Here is a 13899-nt window from a genome sequence, read left to right on the forward strand (position 1 = left end):
GTCTGATGGGAAGGCGTTGGCAACAGACAAGACAACAGCTGCGTCGTAACCGGTCGGCGCAACTCGCGTTGGTTATTCTGATTGTATTCGGCGCAACGTCGGCGTTAGCGTGGATCAGTCCGTGGGACCCGAACGCTATGATGATTCAGGCACGAATGCTGCCGCCGGGTGGCGTACACTGGTTCGGCACCGACGAATACGGGCGTGATTATTTCACCCGTGCGCTCTACGGCGGACAAATTTCGCTGATGGTTGGCGTATTGTCGATGATTTTCTCTACTCTGATCGGCACGCTGGTCGGGACCGTCAGCGGTTATGTCGGCGGCTATCTGGATGCGGTGCTGATGCGGGCGGTAGATATGCTGATGTCGATCCCGGCCTTCTTTCTGCTGCTGGTGCTGAATGCTTATCTGAAGCCGGGGGTCGCCAACATCATTCTGATCATCAGCGCTCTGACCTGGATGAACCTGTCGCGGCTGGTACGGGCTGAAACCCTATCGCTGAAAGAGCGGGAGTATGTGTTGTACGCGCGCGCATCCGGCGAGCGGGCATGGCGCATCATCCTGCGTCATATTATCCCTACCATTTTACCCACGATTATGGTGGCGGCGACGTTGAATATCGCGTCGGCGATCCTGATGGAGTCTACGCTTAGCTTTCTCGGGCTGGGCGTACAACAGCCTAATGCCTCCTGGGGGAGTATGCTCAACAATGCGCAGGCCTATATTGGCGATGCCACCTGGCTGGCGCTGTTCCCCGGCATGCTGATCTTGCTGACGGTACTCAGTTTTAATGTGCTGGGCGATGTGTTCCGCACCGCGTTTGAACCGGGGGCGCAACCTGATGAGTGAGGCGGCGATAGACAACCCATTATTGGTGATTGATAACCTGCGCACGTCCTTCTTCACTCGTGATGGGGAAGTGCAGGCAGTGCGCGGCGTCAGTTTCAGCGTCCGTGCAGGAGAAATCGTCGGTATTGTCGGTGAATCCGGCTGTGGGAAAAGCGTCACCTGTAAATCGGTGATTCAACTGCTGGGGGGCAATGGTCGTATCATGGACGGGCAGATCCGTTTTCGTGGCGACGATCTGGCTGGCTACAGTCCGAAGGCGTTGCGTCGACTGCGCGGCAATGATATCGCTATGATTTTTCAGGATTCAATGACGGCACTTAACCCAGTGTTGACGGTCGGGCAGCAGATGCGCGACATCCTGATGCGTAATCAGCAACTCGATAAAAAAACCGCCAGGCTACGGGCAATCGCTATGTTACAACAGGTGGGTATCACGGATGCCGGGCAGCGCTACGATCAGTATCCCCACGAATTCAGCGGCGGCATGCGCCAGCGGGTGATGATCGCCATTGCGTTGTCCTGCCATCCGGCGCTGCTGATTGCTGATGAACCCACCACCGCGTTGGATGTCACTATCCAGGCGCAGATCCTTCGACTGCTCAAACAGCTACAACAGCAGACTGGCACTGCCATTATGCTGATTACTCACGATTTGGGCGTCGTCGCGCAGCTTTGCTCACGGGTAGTCGTGATGTATGGCGGACTGGTGATGGAAGAAGGGTGTGTGGAGGATATTTTCTACCGACCGACACACCCTTACACCCAGGGATTGCTGGCATCGTTGCCACGGCATGACGACGTGCGTCAGCGGCTGTCACCGATTGAGGGCGTGCCGCCGGGGTTGCTGAATCCGCCAACAGGCTGCCCGTTTGCCGCGCGTTGCCCGCAACGTATGACCGTGTGTGAACAGCAACTGCCGGAGCGGCGACAGTGTGGCGATCATCACTGGGTGCAATGTTGGTTGATGGATTGTGGGGAGGCTCGATATGCCGGCTAACCGACAACCGTTATTGCGTATCCGCGAACTTAAAACGTATTACGACATGCGCCGGGGCTGGCGGAAACAAGGCCAACTGGTGCGAGCGCTGGATGGTGTCAGTTTTGACATCTGGCCGGGCGAAACCTATGGGCTGGTAGGGGAGTCGGGCTGCGGTAAGTCGACCCTCGGGCGCAGTCTGCTACGCTTGGTTGAGATTACTGCTGGCGAGATCCAGTTTGATGGCGAGCTTATCAGCGCGCTGCCGGAAGCGGCGCTAAAGCCGTTTCGCCGACGTGTGCAGGCTATCTTTCAGGATCCCTATTCCTCACTTAATCCAGGAATGACGGTGGCACAGTTGATCGCTGAACCGATGCGGATTCACGGCTATACCCGTGGGGAACGGCAGTCGCGCACGTTAGAGTTACTGGAGCGAGTAGGGTTGAAAGCGGAACATTTGCAGCGCTTTCCCCATGAGTTCAGTGGTGGACAACGACAACGTATTTGCATTGCCCGGGCGCTGTCGGTAAATCCGCAATTCGTGGTGTGCGATGAACCGCTGTCGGCTTTGGATGTGTCAGTGCAGGCGCAGGTGGTTAATCTGTTGCAGGATCTGCAACAGGAGCGAGGGCTGACGTATCTGTTTATTGCTCATGATTTATCGATGGTACGCCATATTTCGGATCGGATTGGCGTGATGTTTCAGGGACGGCTGGTTGAGGAAGCGTCGGCGGAGCAGCTGTATCGGCACCCGTCTCACCCCTACACCCGCATGTTACTGGCATCCATCCCTATACCGGATCCGCGTGTACAGGTGCCGGATGAGCCTGTTGTTACCGAATCGGGAGATGTCTCGCCGTCGATGAACGGTTGCCCGTTTTATACTCGCTGTACGCTAGCAAGTGAACAGTGTCGAGCTGTTGCGCCGCTGTTACGTGATATCACCGATGGACATCGGGTGGCATGCTGGCATGTGTGAACCGGCGATGTTCGATGCAAAAGCCAGATGTGAGACTAATTGCTGTCGTCAGGCGTTTTGACACGCCTGACGACAGGATGATTTTACTTCACGGTCACCTTAATAACCGCTTCCTTATCATCCGGCTGAGGTTGTTTTTCCCACGGGCGCGAATAAGAGAGGTCAATATCGCCAACACCGGCTTTCACTGCTTTGAAGTGGAACATTTCATGACCACCACAGCCGACTTTATCGTGGCACTCCGCACCGGGCTTGTAAGACTTGCCCGTCAACACCACCACGTCGGGCAGTTTCTTGATAGCCCAGGTATAGCCTGTGCTAGGGTTCGCTGGCAGCGTCACCTCAAACTGCTCGCCAACTTTCACTTCTTTGTGCTGATTCTCTACGGCGGTAGCGGCCATGGCACTCAGCGGGAACAATAAACCAACTGCAAACATAAATTTCTTCATGAATCTCTCCAGAGATAAGCGTGAATACAAAATATGGCTTGAATAGGGCAATTACGGCCCGTGTTTTCGCATTAGCAGGCAGTCATATCCGCCATGAGAACCAGTATGATGAAAGAAAGGAACAGTAGGTATCAATAATATAGATGTCAGAAAATTAAGCAGGTGATAATTCATCATAGATGGCATGGCATATACCTCTTTTATAGTGATTTCATTGTGTTTTATAAAAGATGGCACAGGATCTGGAAATAGCAATAAAGCATTTTTTAAATATAGTGATCAGACTATGAATGTTGATGAGTGAACATCTGATTTGAATTAATGGTATAGTTTGATTATGTTTTTTTGGTGATTATTATGTAGTGGCATCGTCCCTCTGTGTCTCTATTTTAATTTTTATTGAAGTCATGAGGTAAAATAATAATTGTGGTATGTCGCTTTCACTCTTATTAATCTGACTCCCATCCTAATTCCTTATATATCTTTTTATCATGTTCAGGAAAATCAGTTGTATATTTACCCCAGTTACGAAACTCATAGTATTTGGTCATCGCTTCAAAATGACAGTCTGCCTCACAAGTCCATATCAATTTATAGTCTGGTTCAAGAAGGCTACGTGCATCATCACCCCTTTTATCCGCCAGGCAAAATAAATCCAGACCTTCTTCATTCGTCCACAGTTCATGTTTCACAGTTCTACCCTATTAATTTTAAATGATATCCATTCATCCCAGACGTGTTCGGGGGATATATCATGATATCCTCTTTCGGTGGTCATGCTGATTGCGATGTCTTCAGGTAAATTTATTGCGGTAGCGTTATCCCGAATGGTTTCTACTTCTTCTCTTGTTAGCGGCCTTCCTGCCTCGTCTTCTCGCATCATTAGTAGTGAAATTAATGCGGGTATAAAAACAATTGTCATCTTTCCACCATCATCTAACACGCTCATTTTTTCATTTCACTGACAAGGATATCAACGAAATCTCTTCGCTTTTTTCTGCCCATGCCAGGTTTACTGATTTAAGCAATTCATATTGTTTTTTAAAATATAGTCGTCTGAATTCCCCGTTAGGGAGGCATTCGCTAGCAGCCAGGCTAGAGGCGATGGTACTGACGCTTGACTCGACAAACCAATAAAGTATTTCATCTTCACTTGAGGTGATTTTTCGAGAAAACTCCACACCTCTTTCACAGACAACATAATGGTATTTATCATCATGAATTTCGAGATGGGGCGTTGCCATACCATCAGGTGCGTCAGGAATAATAAAATACCCATTTGGGCGGACCCCGCCACCTAATTTTTCGCCAATACCGATAAGTTGCTGACGTAATTCTTCAAGCGTCTTCATGATGTCATCTGAAAGAGTTGAAATAATGTTCAATCTTACTATTGATACTACTTGATTCTATCATAAAAAGAAGCCTGGATTTGCTATGGACACGTAGTGTCGACCCAACTTCGTATAAAGGTGATTGACTACCAAACTACATATTGCCATAACAAACACATCTGCTTTAACCTATATAAAGATGTTTTGGGGAGGATATCATGGCTACGTTGATCCCGCTGGAGTTGTTTAAGGCGCTGTCTGATGAAACCCGTCTTTCGATCGTGTTATTGCTGCGAGAAGCGGGTGAGTTATGTGTGTGCGATTTGTGTGAAGGCTTACAGGAGCCTCAACCCAAGATTTCCCGTCACCTTGCACTATTACGGGATGCCGGGCTGTTAGTGGATCGCCGTCAGGGGAAATGGATTCATTATCGCCTTTCACCGCATGTCCCCGCCTGGTGTGCCGCGATTATTGAGCAGGCCTGGCTAAGCCAGCGGCATGCTGTGACAAGTGTGGTAAGTCGACTCGGGCATCAGCGGGTTTGCGGATAAAAATTTATTTATATATATTCGTTATTTCATATGTGTTGATGGGAGTATGGCATGGTACTGGCTGGAGCCGTTTTTATACTGACGCTGATTCTGGTCATCTGGCAACCTCGCGGGTTGGGGATTGGCTGGAGTGCGTCGTTCGGGGCTGTGTTGGCCTGGGCCACCGGGGTGATTCACATAGACGATATTCCCGTGGTATGGCACATCGTCTGGAATGCGACTATCACGTTTATTGCGATCATTATTATCAGCTTACTGCTCGATAAGTCTGGCTTTTTTGAGTGGGCCGCGCTGCACATGGCTCGCAAAGGACACGGGCGGGGCAAGCGTCTGTTCTCCTTGATGATTGTGCTGGGGGCGCTGGTGGCTGCGCTGTTCGCGAATGATGGTGCTGCCCTGATCCTCACGCCGATTGTAGTGGCGATGTTGACTGCATTGGGCTTTAGTCGCGGCGCAACACTGGCCTTTGTGATGGCTGCCGGATTTATCGCCGATACTTCCAGCCTGCCGCTGGTGGTATCCAATCTGGTTAATATCGTCACGGCGGATTACTTCCGTATCGGTTTCAATACCTATGCGCGGGTCATGATTCCAGTCAATATCGCTGCTGTTGTTGCCACATTAGGCGTCTTGCACCTGTTTTTCCGCCGGGAAATTCCGGCCGATTACGATTTGGACAAACTGAAAGATCCCGCGGCGGCTATTCGTGACAGGCAAACGTTCAAGGCAGGATGGTGTGTATTAGCACTGTTGTTAAGCGGCTTTTTTGTGCTGGAGCCACATGGGGTGCCTGTTAGCGTAGTCGCGACGATCGCTGCCGTGATCCTCTGGCTGGTCGCCCGGCGAGGGAAGGTGATTGATACCACCAGTGTACTGCGCGGCGCGCCCTGGCAGATTGTGGTGTTTTCACTGGGTATGTATCTGGTGGTATATGGTCTGCGTAATGCCGGGCTGACTAATTACCTGTCCCATGTGCTGAATTATTTTGCCGCACAAGGGTTGTGGGTGGCGACGATAGGCACCGGTTTCCTCACGGCGGTGTTGTCATCAGTGATGAACAATATGCCGACGGTACTTATCGGCGCATTGTCGATTGATGCTTCTGCGGCTAATGGCGTCATCCGTGAGGCCATGACGTACGCCAATATTATTGGCTGTGATTTAGGCCCCAAACTAACCCCTATCGGCAGTCTTGCCACATTGTTGTGGCTGCACGTACTGGCGCAAAAAGACATTCGCATCAGTTGGGGATATTACTTCCGTGTTGGTGTGGTGATGACGTTGCCGGTGCTATTCGTGACGCTGGCAGCACTGGCGCTACATCTTTCTATTTAACCGATGCGGCTTTCAGCATCGGCTTTTCAAAGAGAATAGGGCAATGACAGAGATTACTATTTACCACAACCCAGCATGCGGTACATCGCGCAATACACTGGCGCTGATTCGCAATAGCGGTGTTGAACCTACCGTTATTCACTACCTTGAAACACCGCCCTCTAAAGCGGAGCTTGAAGGGCTGATTCGTGCGATGGGTATCACCCCGCGTATGTTGCTGCGTCAAAACGTAGAACCTTACACCGAGTTAGGTCTGGCTGACGATAGCTTCAGCGATGAACAGCTGATCGCCTTTATGCTGGCTCACCCCATATTGATTAACCGCCCGATTGTGGTCACGCCACTTGGCACCCGGCTATGCCGTCCGTCAGAAGTGGTGCTGGATATTTTGCCTGACGCACAACAAGGCGAATTTATTAAAGAGGATGGCGAGCGAGTGATTGATGCGTCGGGAAAGCGTGTTAAATAACCTAGGGCGAAGATCTTTCTTCATCTCTCCCGGTAATGATGCCGCAGTGTCGTGCGCCGATAAAAACGACACTGAGACACTACCTGCCAGTACGAAGCGACTGCGGGGGAATACCGTAACCGCGAATAAACACTTCCCGCATATGCCGTCTGTCGTTTCAGGTGTTCAACGAATGCGGCGCTGACCCGCACGGTACCCAGCAGATTGGTGTTCAGCAACGTGGTGGCCATCTCGTCATCCAGTTCACCTGCAGGATTGTCAAACGGCATAATGCCTGCGTTGTTGATCACCACGTTCAGTGACGGATAGCGTGACAGTACTTCCTTCGCCGCCGCTTTAATGCTTGAAGCACTGGTTACGTCCAGCACCACGGAATCCATTCCCGGCCAGGCAGCGGTAACCTTGTCCAGCAAGGCTTTGCGACGACCTGAGATGATCACTTGATTGCCAAGCTGGTGGAATTTTTCTGCCATGGCACGGCCGATACCTGAAGTGCCACCCGTAATAAAAATTGTATTGCCGGTCAGTTTCATCATCATATACCTGTTGGATAAGTAGCACGTTAGTGCGTCATGCTGGCACGATAGCGCTCAGCCGGTACGTTGCTTGATAGGTGTTGCATCATGGCCTGGCGGCTGTTTTCCATTGCCAGCCACTCAGCCTCGTTGTGCAGAGAAGGGATCGTCACCCGTTCCCCCTGAAGGAAACCCACCAGTGCGGCATCAACCAGGTCATCTGCACTCATGACGATCGCTTTATCGAGTTGTTCCAGCGGTAAACCGCCGTTATCCCAAAATGGGGTTGCCGTGGCACCCGGCAGTACGGCCTGGATCTGAATCCCTTTGTCGGCCAGTTCGTGGTGCAATGACTGGCTGAAAGCCAGCACGAAGGCTTTTGTTCCACCGTAAACGCCGTTCAGCAGTTCCGGAGCGAGGCTGACGATGGAGGAGATATTGATAACAGCACCGGTACCACGTGCGACAAACCCCGGTACGACGGCATAGGTCAGACGGGTCAGCGCGGTGACATTGAGGTTTATCATTGCCTGCATATGATCCACATCACTGGATAACAGCGGCGTATGTGTACCCATTCCGGCATTGTTGACCAGCAATGTAATGCTGGCATCGTCACGCAGTTTTCTCTCTAGCAGGGCGAGTTGTTGAGCATCACCGAGATCCGCCGCGACCACTTCCACATTACGGGCGGTATCGGCGGTAATACGGCTTGCCATCTGGTTCAGACGGTTGTGATTACGGGCCACAATAATCAGGTCATAGCCCATGTGTGCCAGGCGGTTGGCGTAAACAGACCCGATACCGGTTGATGCACCAGTGATCACGGCTGTGCCTTTACTGGGTTGTGTTGCGAAGGTCATGGCAGGCTCCTTTCAGTCACTATTGATTTGATGGAGGAACCATAATCAAGAAAGGGGTGTCTTAAATGACGATTATGGTATTCATTTAAGACATTCAGCGTTTCACGTTGGACGACCGACAGGCGGGGTATGAAATAGCGGGTTGTGGTTGGTTAACGGTATGGTGGTTATCGTTCGCAGGGCTGTATTGCCTGCTGTGTGTCTCACTGACTGGTTGCCATTATTGCAACGTGAGTGATGGATTAGCAGTACGACCAACCGGCTGATTCATCAACCAGTCGTGGACGAAGAAACTATCTTTTCTTTTTCAAAAGCCTTCCGATCAAGGACGCCAGGGCAAAAGCGAAAACAGACGATACGATGATCCTGATAATCAAGACTGAAAAGTAGAAATCGTCCATCGCCTCTTCACCGTCACCGCTGATAGCCAGGTGATTCATAGCGACATCCCCAGCTACATGCTCAGGCAGAAGGCATATTATTAAGAAGGAAAAAAACAATATTACTCTGGCTATTTTTTAGTACCTCAGCCCGCAATAACCTTACTCATGTTGATACCCGTAACACCAAATCCACTGTTCTCGTAGATATGTCGGGCACGGGCATTATCACCAGCAACACGTAGTCTGATTTCTTTAAAACCGTTCTCCCGTAGATTCTCTTCAAAAGCACGAAGAGTTCGTTTACCAAGCCCTATTCCCTGACAGGAGTTGAAGATATGAAAATCGTAGATAAAAGCACTACCCATAACCGTATCTGGTTTATACCAGATATAGCCGATATGCCTGTCAGTTTGATCTGACCGTTCAAAAAGACACCATAGTACGTGCCCATGAGTATTCACTCCCCCAGTTAGTGTTTCCGATATTTCCTTAGTCGCTCTTGTAAGAGAATCAGTTGGGGAAAGTCTATAGTTTGACCGTATCTCATCAGCATAATCAGGAATAAAATATTCAAGAAAAGCTGGATACTCTTCTTCAGTCATCGAACGGAACGAGATCATCCCTTACTCCTTAGCGATAGTTCCTACAGCAAATCGGACAATATTAGTAACGTTGGCGGTTCCAGTGCGTCAATATAATTCGTTTTTTATACTTGGTTTCTGCTGATGGTGCCTTGATATCTGATTGGGCAGCAGAGCCGGATGTAGAATACCGGGGCATGCCTATACCAATTCTTACAAATATTTTGCAGAGATTTGTTGGAATAATAGTGCCGTCGTCGTAACGACCGCTATTCTTGCCTAAGTCAGCATTTGCGAATGCAAGCAAAAGAGATTCGTTCATTTCTAACGTTTCTCCGCTCGTAACCTTCGAGAATTGCTCTAATCTTTCTATATCAACGGAGGGAATTCGTTCAAGTGCAAACTCTGGCTCTAAGCTGCCCGATAAATCGGACTATCTCACGGAATAAAGATCACGACCGTTCTGGCATGGGGTAGTATAGGTCAAGTCATCCCACACTTTTGCAGATAGTCCCAGCTCGGTTCTGTTTTGCGCCTTGTTGACCCAATAACAAACCGAACCTCCACACCGGGCGAAACAGAAAATACGTAGACAGAAGCTAACGGCCCTGTAGGGGAGGGATAGTGGCGTCATTGCTTAATTTTCTTATTGCTCTGTTTCTCCTAACTTTTGAAACAGTTTATCCATTTCATCCGCCGCAACAAAATCGCCTGCATGGGCTTCTTTGATTGCCTGTTCAATTTCGGCAATTTGCCGGTATTCCCACGCGAGATTCTCTTCAATAGACTCCTGTTCTGCCAGAAAGGTGTGTACCCGTTCGGTCGTCGTTACTGGCGCGACTAATTGGGCAGAAGAATGGTCATTCAGCTTAACTGGCATAGCATCCATGATGAAACCTCACAAAATGGTTATCTTGCATCTATTGTGGTTTCTGTAGCGGAAGAGGGCAAGGCGACGAGAAAATAATGGGTAGTGGCGTATGTTTTCGGCTCTGCTTACGTGGCTGACTCTTCCGGCTGTAAACGGGGTATCCCGGCAGATAACAGGCAACAAAAAAACCGCAAACTCAGAGAGGATGCGGGTTTCTGTGGGGTTTCCGTCAGTAACCGGTACTTACGGAAGTAGTATTTGGTCGGCACGAGAGGATTTGAACCTCCGACCCCCGACACCCCATGACGGTGCGCTACCAGGCTGCGCTACGTGCCGATGCTATGGGCCGCTATACTACCGTTTCCTGACCCGATTGCAATAGCCGCCCTAAACGACTGCTTTAGATTTAGGCAGTTAGTTAGCAATAAATCGCCGTTCAGTCGTCAGCACCTGCAAGAGCAACCCTAACTGCGGTTTTTCATCCGGTAATAAGCGCCCATTGGCGTCGTAAGCCCGGTAACTGCCGTTGCGACCTAACTGAATGACCTGCTGCGGTGTGATGATGGTCAACGAATTACTGTCGCCGTTGAGTAACCAGTTGGCCCGCCGTTCAGCGCTGAACAAGTCCTCTCCTTGCGAGTAATCTTCCACTTCGGTTTTCACATGCAGCAGGCGTTGCATCAGCGTGGTCATCACGTCTTTCGGGTCAGTCATTTTGCTGATGGTCTGTGCCGGGGTTTCCGGCCAGTGAACGACCAGCGGCACCTGTCGGCGTTCACGGTTCATTGGCGACGGGTCGTCGTCTTTGAGGCGTTCGGCACTGCTTTGCTCGGCGGTAATCACTACTACCGTTTTGTCGAGCAGGTTTTTCTCCCGCAGCGTGGTGATGATGCGGTCGATTTGCTCATCAATACTGGCGGTATCCTGACGGTAACGACGCTGCTGTTCGCCAGCGGCAAGCGGGCGGCCATTGCTGCCTGTGGTCGCGTGGTTAAACTCGATGAACGAGAACCAGGGCGAACGGCTACCGGTATTGTTGTCCAGCCACTTGACCCACTGCGTGGTGATAGCGTCATCGCTTTGCGATTGGGGCGGTGGCAGCGAGAAGTCGGATAGCAGGGCCTGACGGTACAATGGACTGCTAAATCCGCTGGCGGAGAACAGACCAAACTGGTAACCCTGCTGACTCAGGGCATCGATCAGCGCAGACGGTTTGCTGCTGCCGAGTATGCCGTCCATGTAGGTGGTGGAGATGCCATAAAACAGATTAAACAGACCGCCATCTTGCTGAGTACCGGCGCTGAAATAGTTGCTGAAGCGTACGTTTTCTTCAGCGAAGCGCGCCAGGTTGGGCATGGAATGCGGTGTGTCCTGATCCGGCACGCTATCCATCACCACCAACAACAGGTTATAGCCGCTGCCTGCATCGCGGAAACTGATGTCGCTGAGCGGGTATTCTACCGAGACCGCGTCCGGGTTGCCCTGCAATGCCAGACGGCGCTCATATTCTTGCGCATTGAGCAGGCCATGTTTCTCTAGGAAACGGCGAGCCGTCATCGGGTAGGAGAGGGGCAGGTTGGCGCGCTGCATGGTGATCGGGCGGTAGAAATTGGCGTCTGCCCAGATGTACATCAGGTGAGACAGGCAGAATGCCACGATGAAGACGGCCGCCATGGGTCGGGCGAAATGACGCCGGTTAAGACTGCGCAGCTTTTGCCAGCACCAGGTGCCGAATAACATCTCCACCATGAAGATAACCGGCACACTGATGAACAGTAGCTGCCAGTCACGCACCATTTCGCTTTGGTCCGGGTTGGTCACCAAATCCCAGACCGTCATATTCAGGTGGAGATGGAAACGGCTGAATACGGACGCATCAACAATCAACAGCGTTTGACCCGCGGTGGCGAGTGCCGCCGACAGGAAGCGCAGCAATCGCTGCGACATCACAATAAATGTCAGCGGGAAAATGATCAGCAGATAGGTGGAAAAACCGATAAAGCTGAAGTGCCCCAGCCAGCTTACCAACGAATACAGCCGGCCAGGCAGTGACGATGGCCAGTCGGCAACGAACAGATAACGGCTACCCAGCCCCAGTGCGAGTAGAATGTTGAACAGGGCGAACCAGTGCCCCCAGCTTATCATCTGGGAGACTTTTTCACGGTAGCGCGGACGGTTGGTTACCATAAACGGGCCGGTATCAATGGATGTCGTTAGTTTTTATAGACGCCTGCAACGCGTCGGCAAAAGAACCCGCCAACGCTTCACGCTGTTTCGGATTCGCGATGCTGGTATTGAGCAGATTGGTGACCATGTTGCCGAGCACCATCAGTGCAAGATCGGTCGGAGTGTGGTGCTTTTCCAGTACATTGACCAGATCAGTCAGCAATTGTTCGATTTGTTCGTCACTATAACGGGATGATTGCGGCATAAAATCGTGTATCTCTGGTGGTGAAAGGCAAATATATTACCGTATAGGGGCGTGGTTTTCCGCACTTTTATCAATGCCGACCGTCAGAATCGAGGTGCTTTTGAGTTGCATGCCGGAACACCAGGTGCTTGAATACGCGCCTTACTAGAAGGAGAGTTTACCATGAGTCTGGATATCGACCAGATTGCCCTGCACCAGTTGGTCAAACGTGACGAGCAGTCGCTGGACATGGTGTTGCGCGATTCGTTGTTGACCGTGAACGGCGCGGTCAGCGATATGATGGCGGAGCTGCATCGCGTCTACAGCGCTAAAAGTAAGGCATATGGCCTGTTTAACGAAGAGAGCGAACTGGCGGCGGCATTGCGTTCCTGCCGTAAAGGCGATGATGACTTTCTGGCTTTCTCGCGTGCGGCGACGGGCCGGTTACGTGATGAACTGGCGAAATACCCCTTCGCGGAAGGTGGTGTGGTGCTGTTTTGTCAGTACCGTTATCTGGCCGTCGAGTACCTGCTGATTGCGGTGCTGAACAGCTGTAATAGCCTGCGGGTCAATGAACAGTTGGATATCAGCAGTACCCATTATTTGGATATCCACCATGCGGATATCGTGGCGCGCATCGATCTGACCGAATGGGAAACCAGCCCGGAATCCACCCGTTACCTGACGTTTCTTAAAGGTCGCGTTGGTCGTAAGGTGTCTGATTTCTTTATGGATTTCCTGGCTGCGGCTGAAGGGCTGGATACCAAAGCGCAAAATAAAGGCCTGCTGAAGGCAGTGGATGATTACTGCACTGATGCACAACTGGATAAAAACGAGCGTCAGCAATACCGTCAGCAGGTATACAGCTACTGCAATGAACAGTTGCAGGCTGGGGAGGAAATCGAACTGGAGGCGCTGTCAAACGAACTGCCGCCACTGGGCGAGAAAACCTTCCAGGCGTTTACCGCTGAACAAGGGTATGAGCTGGAAGAGAGCTTCCCGGCCGATCGCAGCACGTTGCGCCAGTTGACCAAATTTGCCGGTAGCGGTGGCGGGCTTAGCATTAATTTCGATGCGCTGCTGTTAGGCGAACGTATTTTCTGGGATCCGGCTACTGATACGTTGACCATCAAAGGCACGCCACCTAATCTGCGCGACCAGTTGCAGCGTCGGTTTGGCGGCGGCGATCGCTGATTTTCCCTTTCCTTCGCCTGCGTCGAGGCCTCCTGTGATGGGAGCCTCGACGCAGGCCCCGCGCTATCACGCAGTGTTTTATTCCTGTATTCAATTCACGTAGCGTACTATTCATACAACAATTCATACAACAATAGT

General features: G+C 51.1%; 17 protein-coding genes, 1 tRNA gene and 1 pseudogene. 7 read left to right on the forward strand and 12 right to left on the reverse strand.

The annotated features are described in order from the left end of the window. Nucleotides 1–5: 5 nt before the first annotated feature. The 3 genes from LF929_RS08535 to LF929_RS08545 are packed head-to-tail and all read left to right on the forward strand — an operon-like array spanning nucleotide 6 to nucleotide 2806. Complete coding sequence (locus LF929_RS08535) at nucleotides 6–851, forward strand: ABC transporter permease (RefSeq protein WP_038908278.1); 846 nt, start codon at nucleotides 6–8, stop codon at nucleotides 849–851. Continuing rightward, nucleotides 844–1848, forward strand: a complete 1005-nt coding sequence (locus LF929_RS08540) for an ABC transporter ATP-binding protein (protein ID WP_226093152.1) — start codon at nucleotides 844–846, stop codon at nucleotides 1846–1848. The genes LF929_RS08535 and LF929_RS08540 overlap by 8 nt, the downstream gene beginning before the upstream one ends. After that, nucleotides 1838–2806, forward strand: coding sequence for an ABC transporter ATP-binding protein (locus LF929_RS08545; RefSeq protein WP_210174903.1), 969 nt, complete (start codon nucleotides 1838–1840; stop codon nucleotides 2804–2806). Before LF929_RS08540 ends, LF929_RS08545 begins: the two co-directional genes overlap by 11 nt. 83 nt (nucleotides 2807–2889) lie before the next feature. Here LF929_RS08545 and LF929_RS08550 read toward each other — a convergent pair whose 3' ends face one another. The 4 genes from LF929_RS08550 to LF929_RS08565 all read right to left on the reverse strand — a co-directional run bounded on the left by LF929_RS08550 (nucleotide 2890) and on the right by LF929_RS08565 (nucleotide 4607). Further along, nucleotides 2890–3255 carry a protease inhibitor I42 family protein gene (locus LF929_RS08550; protein ID WP_016942570.1) on the reverse strand — a complete coding sequence of 122 codons (366 nt, stop codon included), beginning with the start codon at nucleotides 3253–3255 and terminating at the stop codon, nucleotides 2890–2892. A gap of 449 nt (nucleotides 3256–3704) precedes the next feature. After that, nucleotides 3705–3947 (reverse strand): hypothetical protein, encoded by a 243-nt coding sequence (locus tag LF929_RS08555; protein ID WP_210174902.1) that lies wholly within the window; start codon nucleotides 3945–3947, stop codon nucleotides 3705–3707. Further along, complete coding sequence (locus LF929_RS08560; RefSeq protein WP_226093151.1) at nucleotides 3944–4204, reverse strand: hypothetical protein; 261 nt, start codon at nucleotides 4202–4204, stop codon at nucleotides 3944–3946. The genes LF929_RS08555 and LF929_RS08560 overlap by 4 nt, the downstream gene beginning before the upstream one ends. Nucleotides 4205–4208: 4 nt before the next feature. Then, nucleotides 4209–4607 carry an Imm63 family immunity protein gene (locus tag LF929_RS08565; protein WP_210174901.1) on the reverse strand — a complete coding sequence of 133 codons (399 nt, stop codon included), beginning with the start codon at nucleotides 4605–4607 and terminating at the stop codon, nucleotides 4209–4211. 200 nt (nucleotides 4608–4807) lie between these two features. Between LF929_RS08565 and LF929_RS08570 the strand changes: the two genes are divergently transcribed. From LF929_RS08570 to arsC, 3 genes are read left to right on the forward strand one after another with little or no spacing between them, the layout of a single operon-like run. Beyond that, the gene (locus tag LF929_RS08570; protein WP_038904667.1) at nucleotides 4808–5140 is read left to right on the forward strand and encodes a metalloregulator ArsR/SmtB family transcription factor; all 333 of its coding nucleotides are present in this window, start codon (nucleotides 4808–4810) and stop codon (nucleotides 5138–5140) included. A 51-nt stretch (nucleotides 5141–5191) separates the two neighbouring features. Beyond that, a complete protein-coding gene (locus LF929_RS08575; RefSeq protein ID WP_210174900.1) occupies nucleotides 5192–6475 on the forward strand; it encodes an arsenic transporter in 1284 nt (427 codons plus the stop codon). 43 nt (nucleotides 6476–6518) lie between these two features. Further along, nucleotides 6519–6944 (forward strand): glutaredoxin-dependent arsenate reductase, encoded by a 426-nt coding sequence (arsC, locus tag LF929_RS08580; protein WP_210174899.1) that lies wholly within the window; start codon nucleotides 6519–6521, stop codon nucleotides 6942–6944. A gap of 149 nt (nucleotides 6945–7093) precedes the next feature. Here the strand turns inward: arsC and LF929_RS08585 are convergent. The 8 genes and pseudogenes from LF929_RS08585 to LF929_RS08620 all read right to left on the reverse strand — a co-directional run. After that, nucleotides 7094–7477: pseudogene (locus tag LF929_RS08585) on the reverse strand (SDR family NAD(P)-dependent oxidoreductase); the annotation flags it as partial. 29 nt (nucleotides 7478–7506) lie between these two features. Beyond that, a complete protein-coding gene (locus LF929_RS08590; protein WP_038908266.1) occupies nucleotides 7507–8322 on the reverse strand; it encodes an SDR family oxidoreductase in 816 nt (271 codons plus the stop codon). Nucleotides 8323–8848: 526 nt separating this feature from the next. Then, the gene (locus LF929_RS08595) at nucleotides 8849–9325 is read right to left on the reverse strand and encodes a GNAT family N-acetyltransferase (RefSeq protein WP_038904658.1); all 477 of its coding nucleotides are present in this window, start codon (nucleotides 9323–9325) and stop codon (nucleotides 8849–8851) included. Nucleotides 9326–9368: 43 nt separating this feature from the next. Continuing rightward, a complete protein-coding gene (locus LF929_RS08600; protein WP_210174898.1) occupies nucleotides 9369–9608 on the reverse strand; it encodes a hypothetical protein in 240 nt (79 codons plus the stop codon). A gap of 324 nt (nucleotides 9609–9932) precedes the next feature. Next, nucleotides 9933–10175: an ABC transporter ATP-binding protein gene (locus tag LF929_RS08605; protein ID WP_210174897.1), complete on the reverse strand. Its 243-nt coding sequence runs from the start codon at nucleotides 10173–10175 to the stop codon at nucleotides 9933–9935. A gap of 241 nt (nucleotides 10176–10416) precedes the next feature. Continuing rightward, nucleotides 10417–10493 (reverse strand) — tRNA-Pro (locus tag LF929_RS08610). A 78-nt stretch (nucleotides 10494–10571) separates the two neighbouring features. After that, the gene (gene yejM, locus LF929_RS08615) at nucleotides 10572–12344 is read right to left on the reverse strand and encodes an LPS biosynthesis-modulating metalloenzyme YejM (RefSeq protein ID WP_226093150.1); all 1773 of its coding nucleotides are present in this window, start codon (nucleotides 12342–12344) and stop codon (nucleotides 10572–10574) included. 13 nt (nucleotides 12345–12357) lie between these two features. Further along, nucleotides 12358–12588: a YejL family protein gene (locus tag LF929_RS08620; protein WP_012885051.1), complete on the reverse strand. Its 231-nt coding sequence runs from the start codon at nucleotides 12586–12588 to the stop codon at nucleotides 12358–12360. Nucleotides 12589–12750: 162 nt separating this feature from the next. Between LF929_RS08620 and yejK the strand changes: the two genes are divergently transcribed. Beyond that, nucleotides 12751–13761 (forward strand): nucleoid-associated protein YejK, encoded by a 1011-nt coding sequence (gene yejK / locus LF929_RS08625; protein WP_016942549.1) that lies wholly within the window; start codon nucleotides 12751–12753, stop codon nucleotides 13759–13761. The last annotated feature ends 138 nt before the right edge of the window (nucleotides 13762–13899 follow it).

Origin of the sequence: Dickeya oryzae (assembly GCF_020406815.2) — a bacterium.
In the GTDB taxonomy this organism is placed as follows: Bacteria; Pseudomonadota; Gammaproteobacteria; order Enterobacterales; family Enterobacteriaceae; genus Dickeya; species Dickeya oryzae.

Coding starts and splice junctions, on each gene's coding strand:
- LF929_RS08535 (WP_038908278.1), top strand. CDS start 6: ATGGGAAGGCGTTGGCAACAGACAAGACAACAGCTGCGTCGTAACCGG.
- LF929_RS08540 (WP_226093152.1), top strand. CDS start 844: ATGAGTGAGGCGGCGATAGACAACCCATTATTGGTGATTGATAACCTG.
- LF929_RS08545 (WP_210174903.1), top strand. CDS start 1,838: ATGCCGGCTAACCGACAACCGTTATTGCGTATCCGCGAACTTAAAACG.
- LF929_RS08550 (WP_016942570.1), bottom strand. CDS start 3,255: ATGAAGAAATTTATGTTTGCAGTTGGTTTATTGTTCCCGCTGAGTGCC.
- LF929_RS08560 (WP_226093151.1), bottom strand. CDS start 4,204: ATGAGCGTGTTAGATGATGGTGGAAAGATGACAATTGTTTTTATACCC.
- LF929_RS08565 (WP_210174901.1), bottom strand. CDS start 4,607: ATGAAGACGCTTGAAGAATTACGTCAGCAACTTATCGGTATTGGCGAA.
- LF929_RS08570 (WP_038904667.1), top strand. CDS start 4,808: ATGGCTACGTTGATCCCGCTGGAGTTGTTTAAGGCGCTGTCTGATGAA.
- LF929_RS08575 (WP_210174900.1), top strand. CDS start 5,192: ATGGTACTGGCTGGAGCCGTTTTTATACTGACGCTGATTCTGGTCATC.
- arsC (WP_210174899.1), top strand. CDS start 6,519: ATGACAGAGATTACTATTTACCACAACCCAGCATGCGGTACATCGCGC.
- LF929_RS08590 (WP_038908266.1), bottom strand. CDS start 8,322: ATGACCTTCGCAACACAACCCAGTAAAGGCACAGCCGTGATCACTGGT.
- LF929_RS08595 (WP_038904658.1), bottom strand. CDS start 9,325: ATGATCTCGTTCCGTTCGATGACTGAAGAAGAGTATCCAGCTTTTCTT.
- LF929_RS08600 (WP_210174898.1), bottom strand. CDS start 9,608: ATGAACGAATCTCTTTTGCTTGCATTCGCAAATGCTGACTTAGGCAAG.
- LF929_RS08605 (WP_210174897.1), bottom strand. CDS start 10,175: ATGGATGCTATGCCAGTTAAGCTGAATGACCATTCTTCTGCCCAATTA.
- yejM (WP_226093150.1), bottom strand. CDS start 12,344: ATGGTAACCAACCGTCCGCGCTACCGTGAAAAAGTCTCCCAGATGATA.
- LF929_RS08620 (WP_012885051.1), bottom strand. CDS start 12,588: ATGCCGCAATCATCCCGTTATAGTGACGAACAAATCGAACAATTGCTG.
- yejK (WP_016942549.1), top strand. CDS start 12,751: ATGAGTCTGGATATCGACCAGATTGCCCTGCACCAGTTGGTCAAACGT.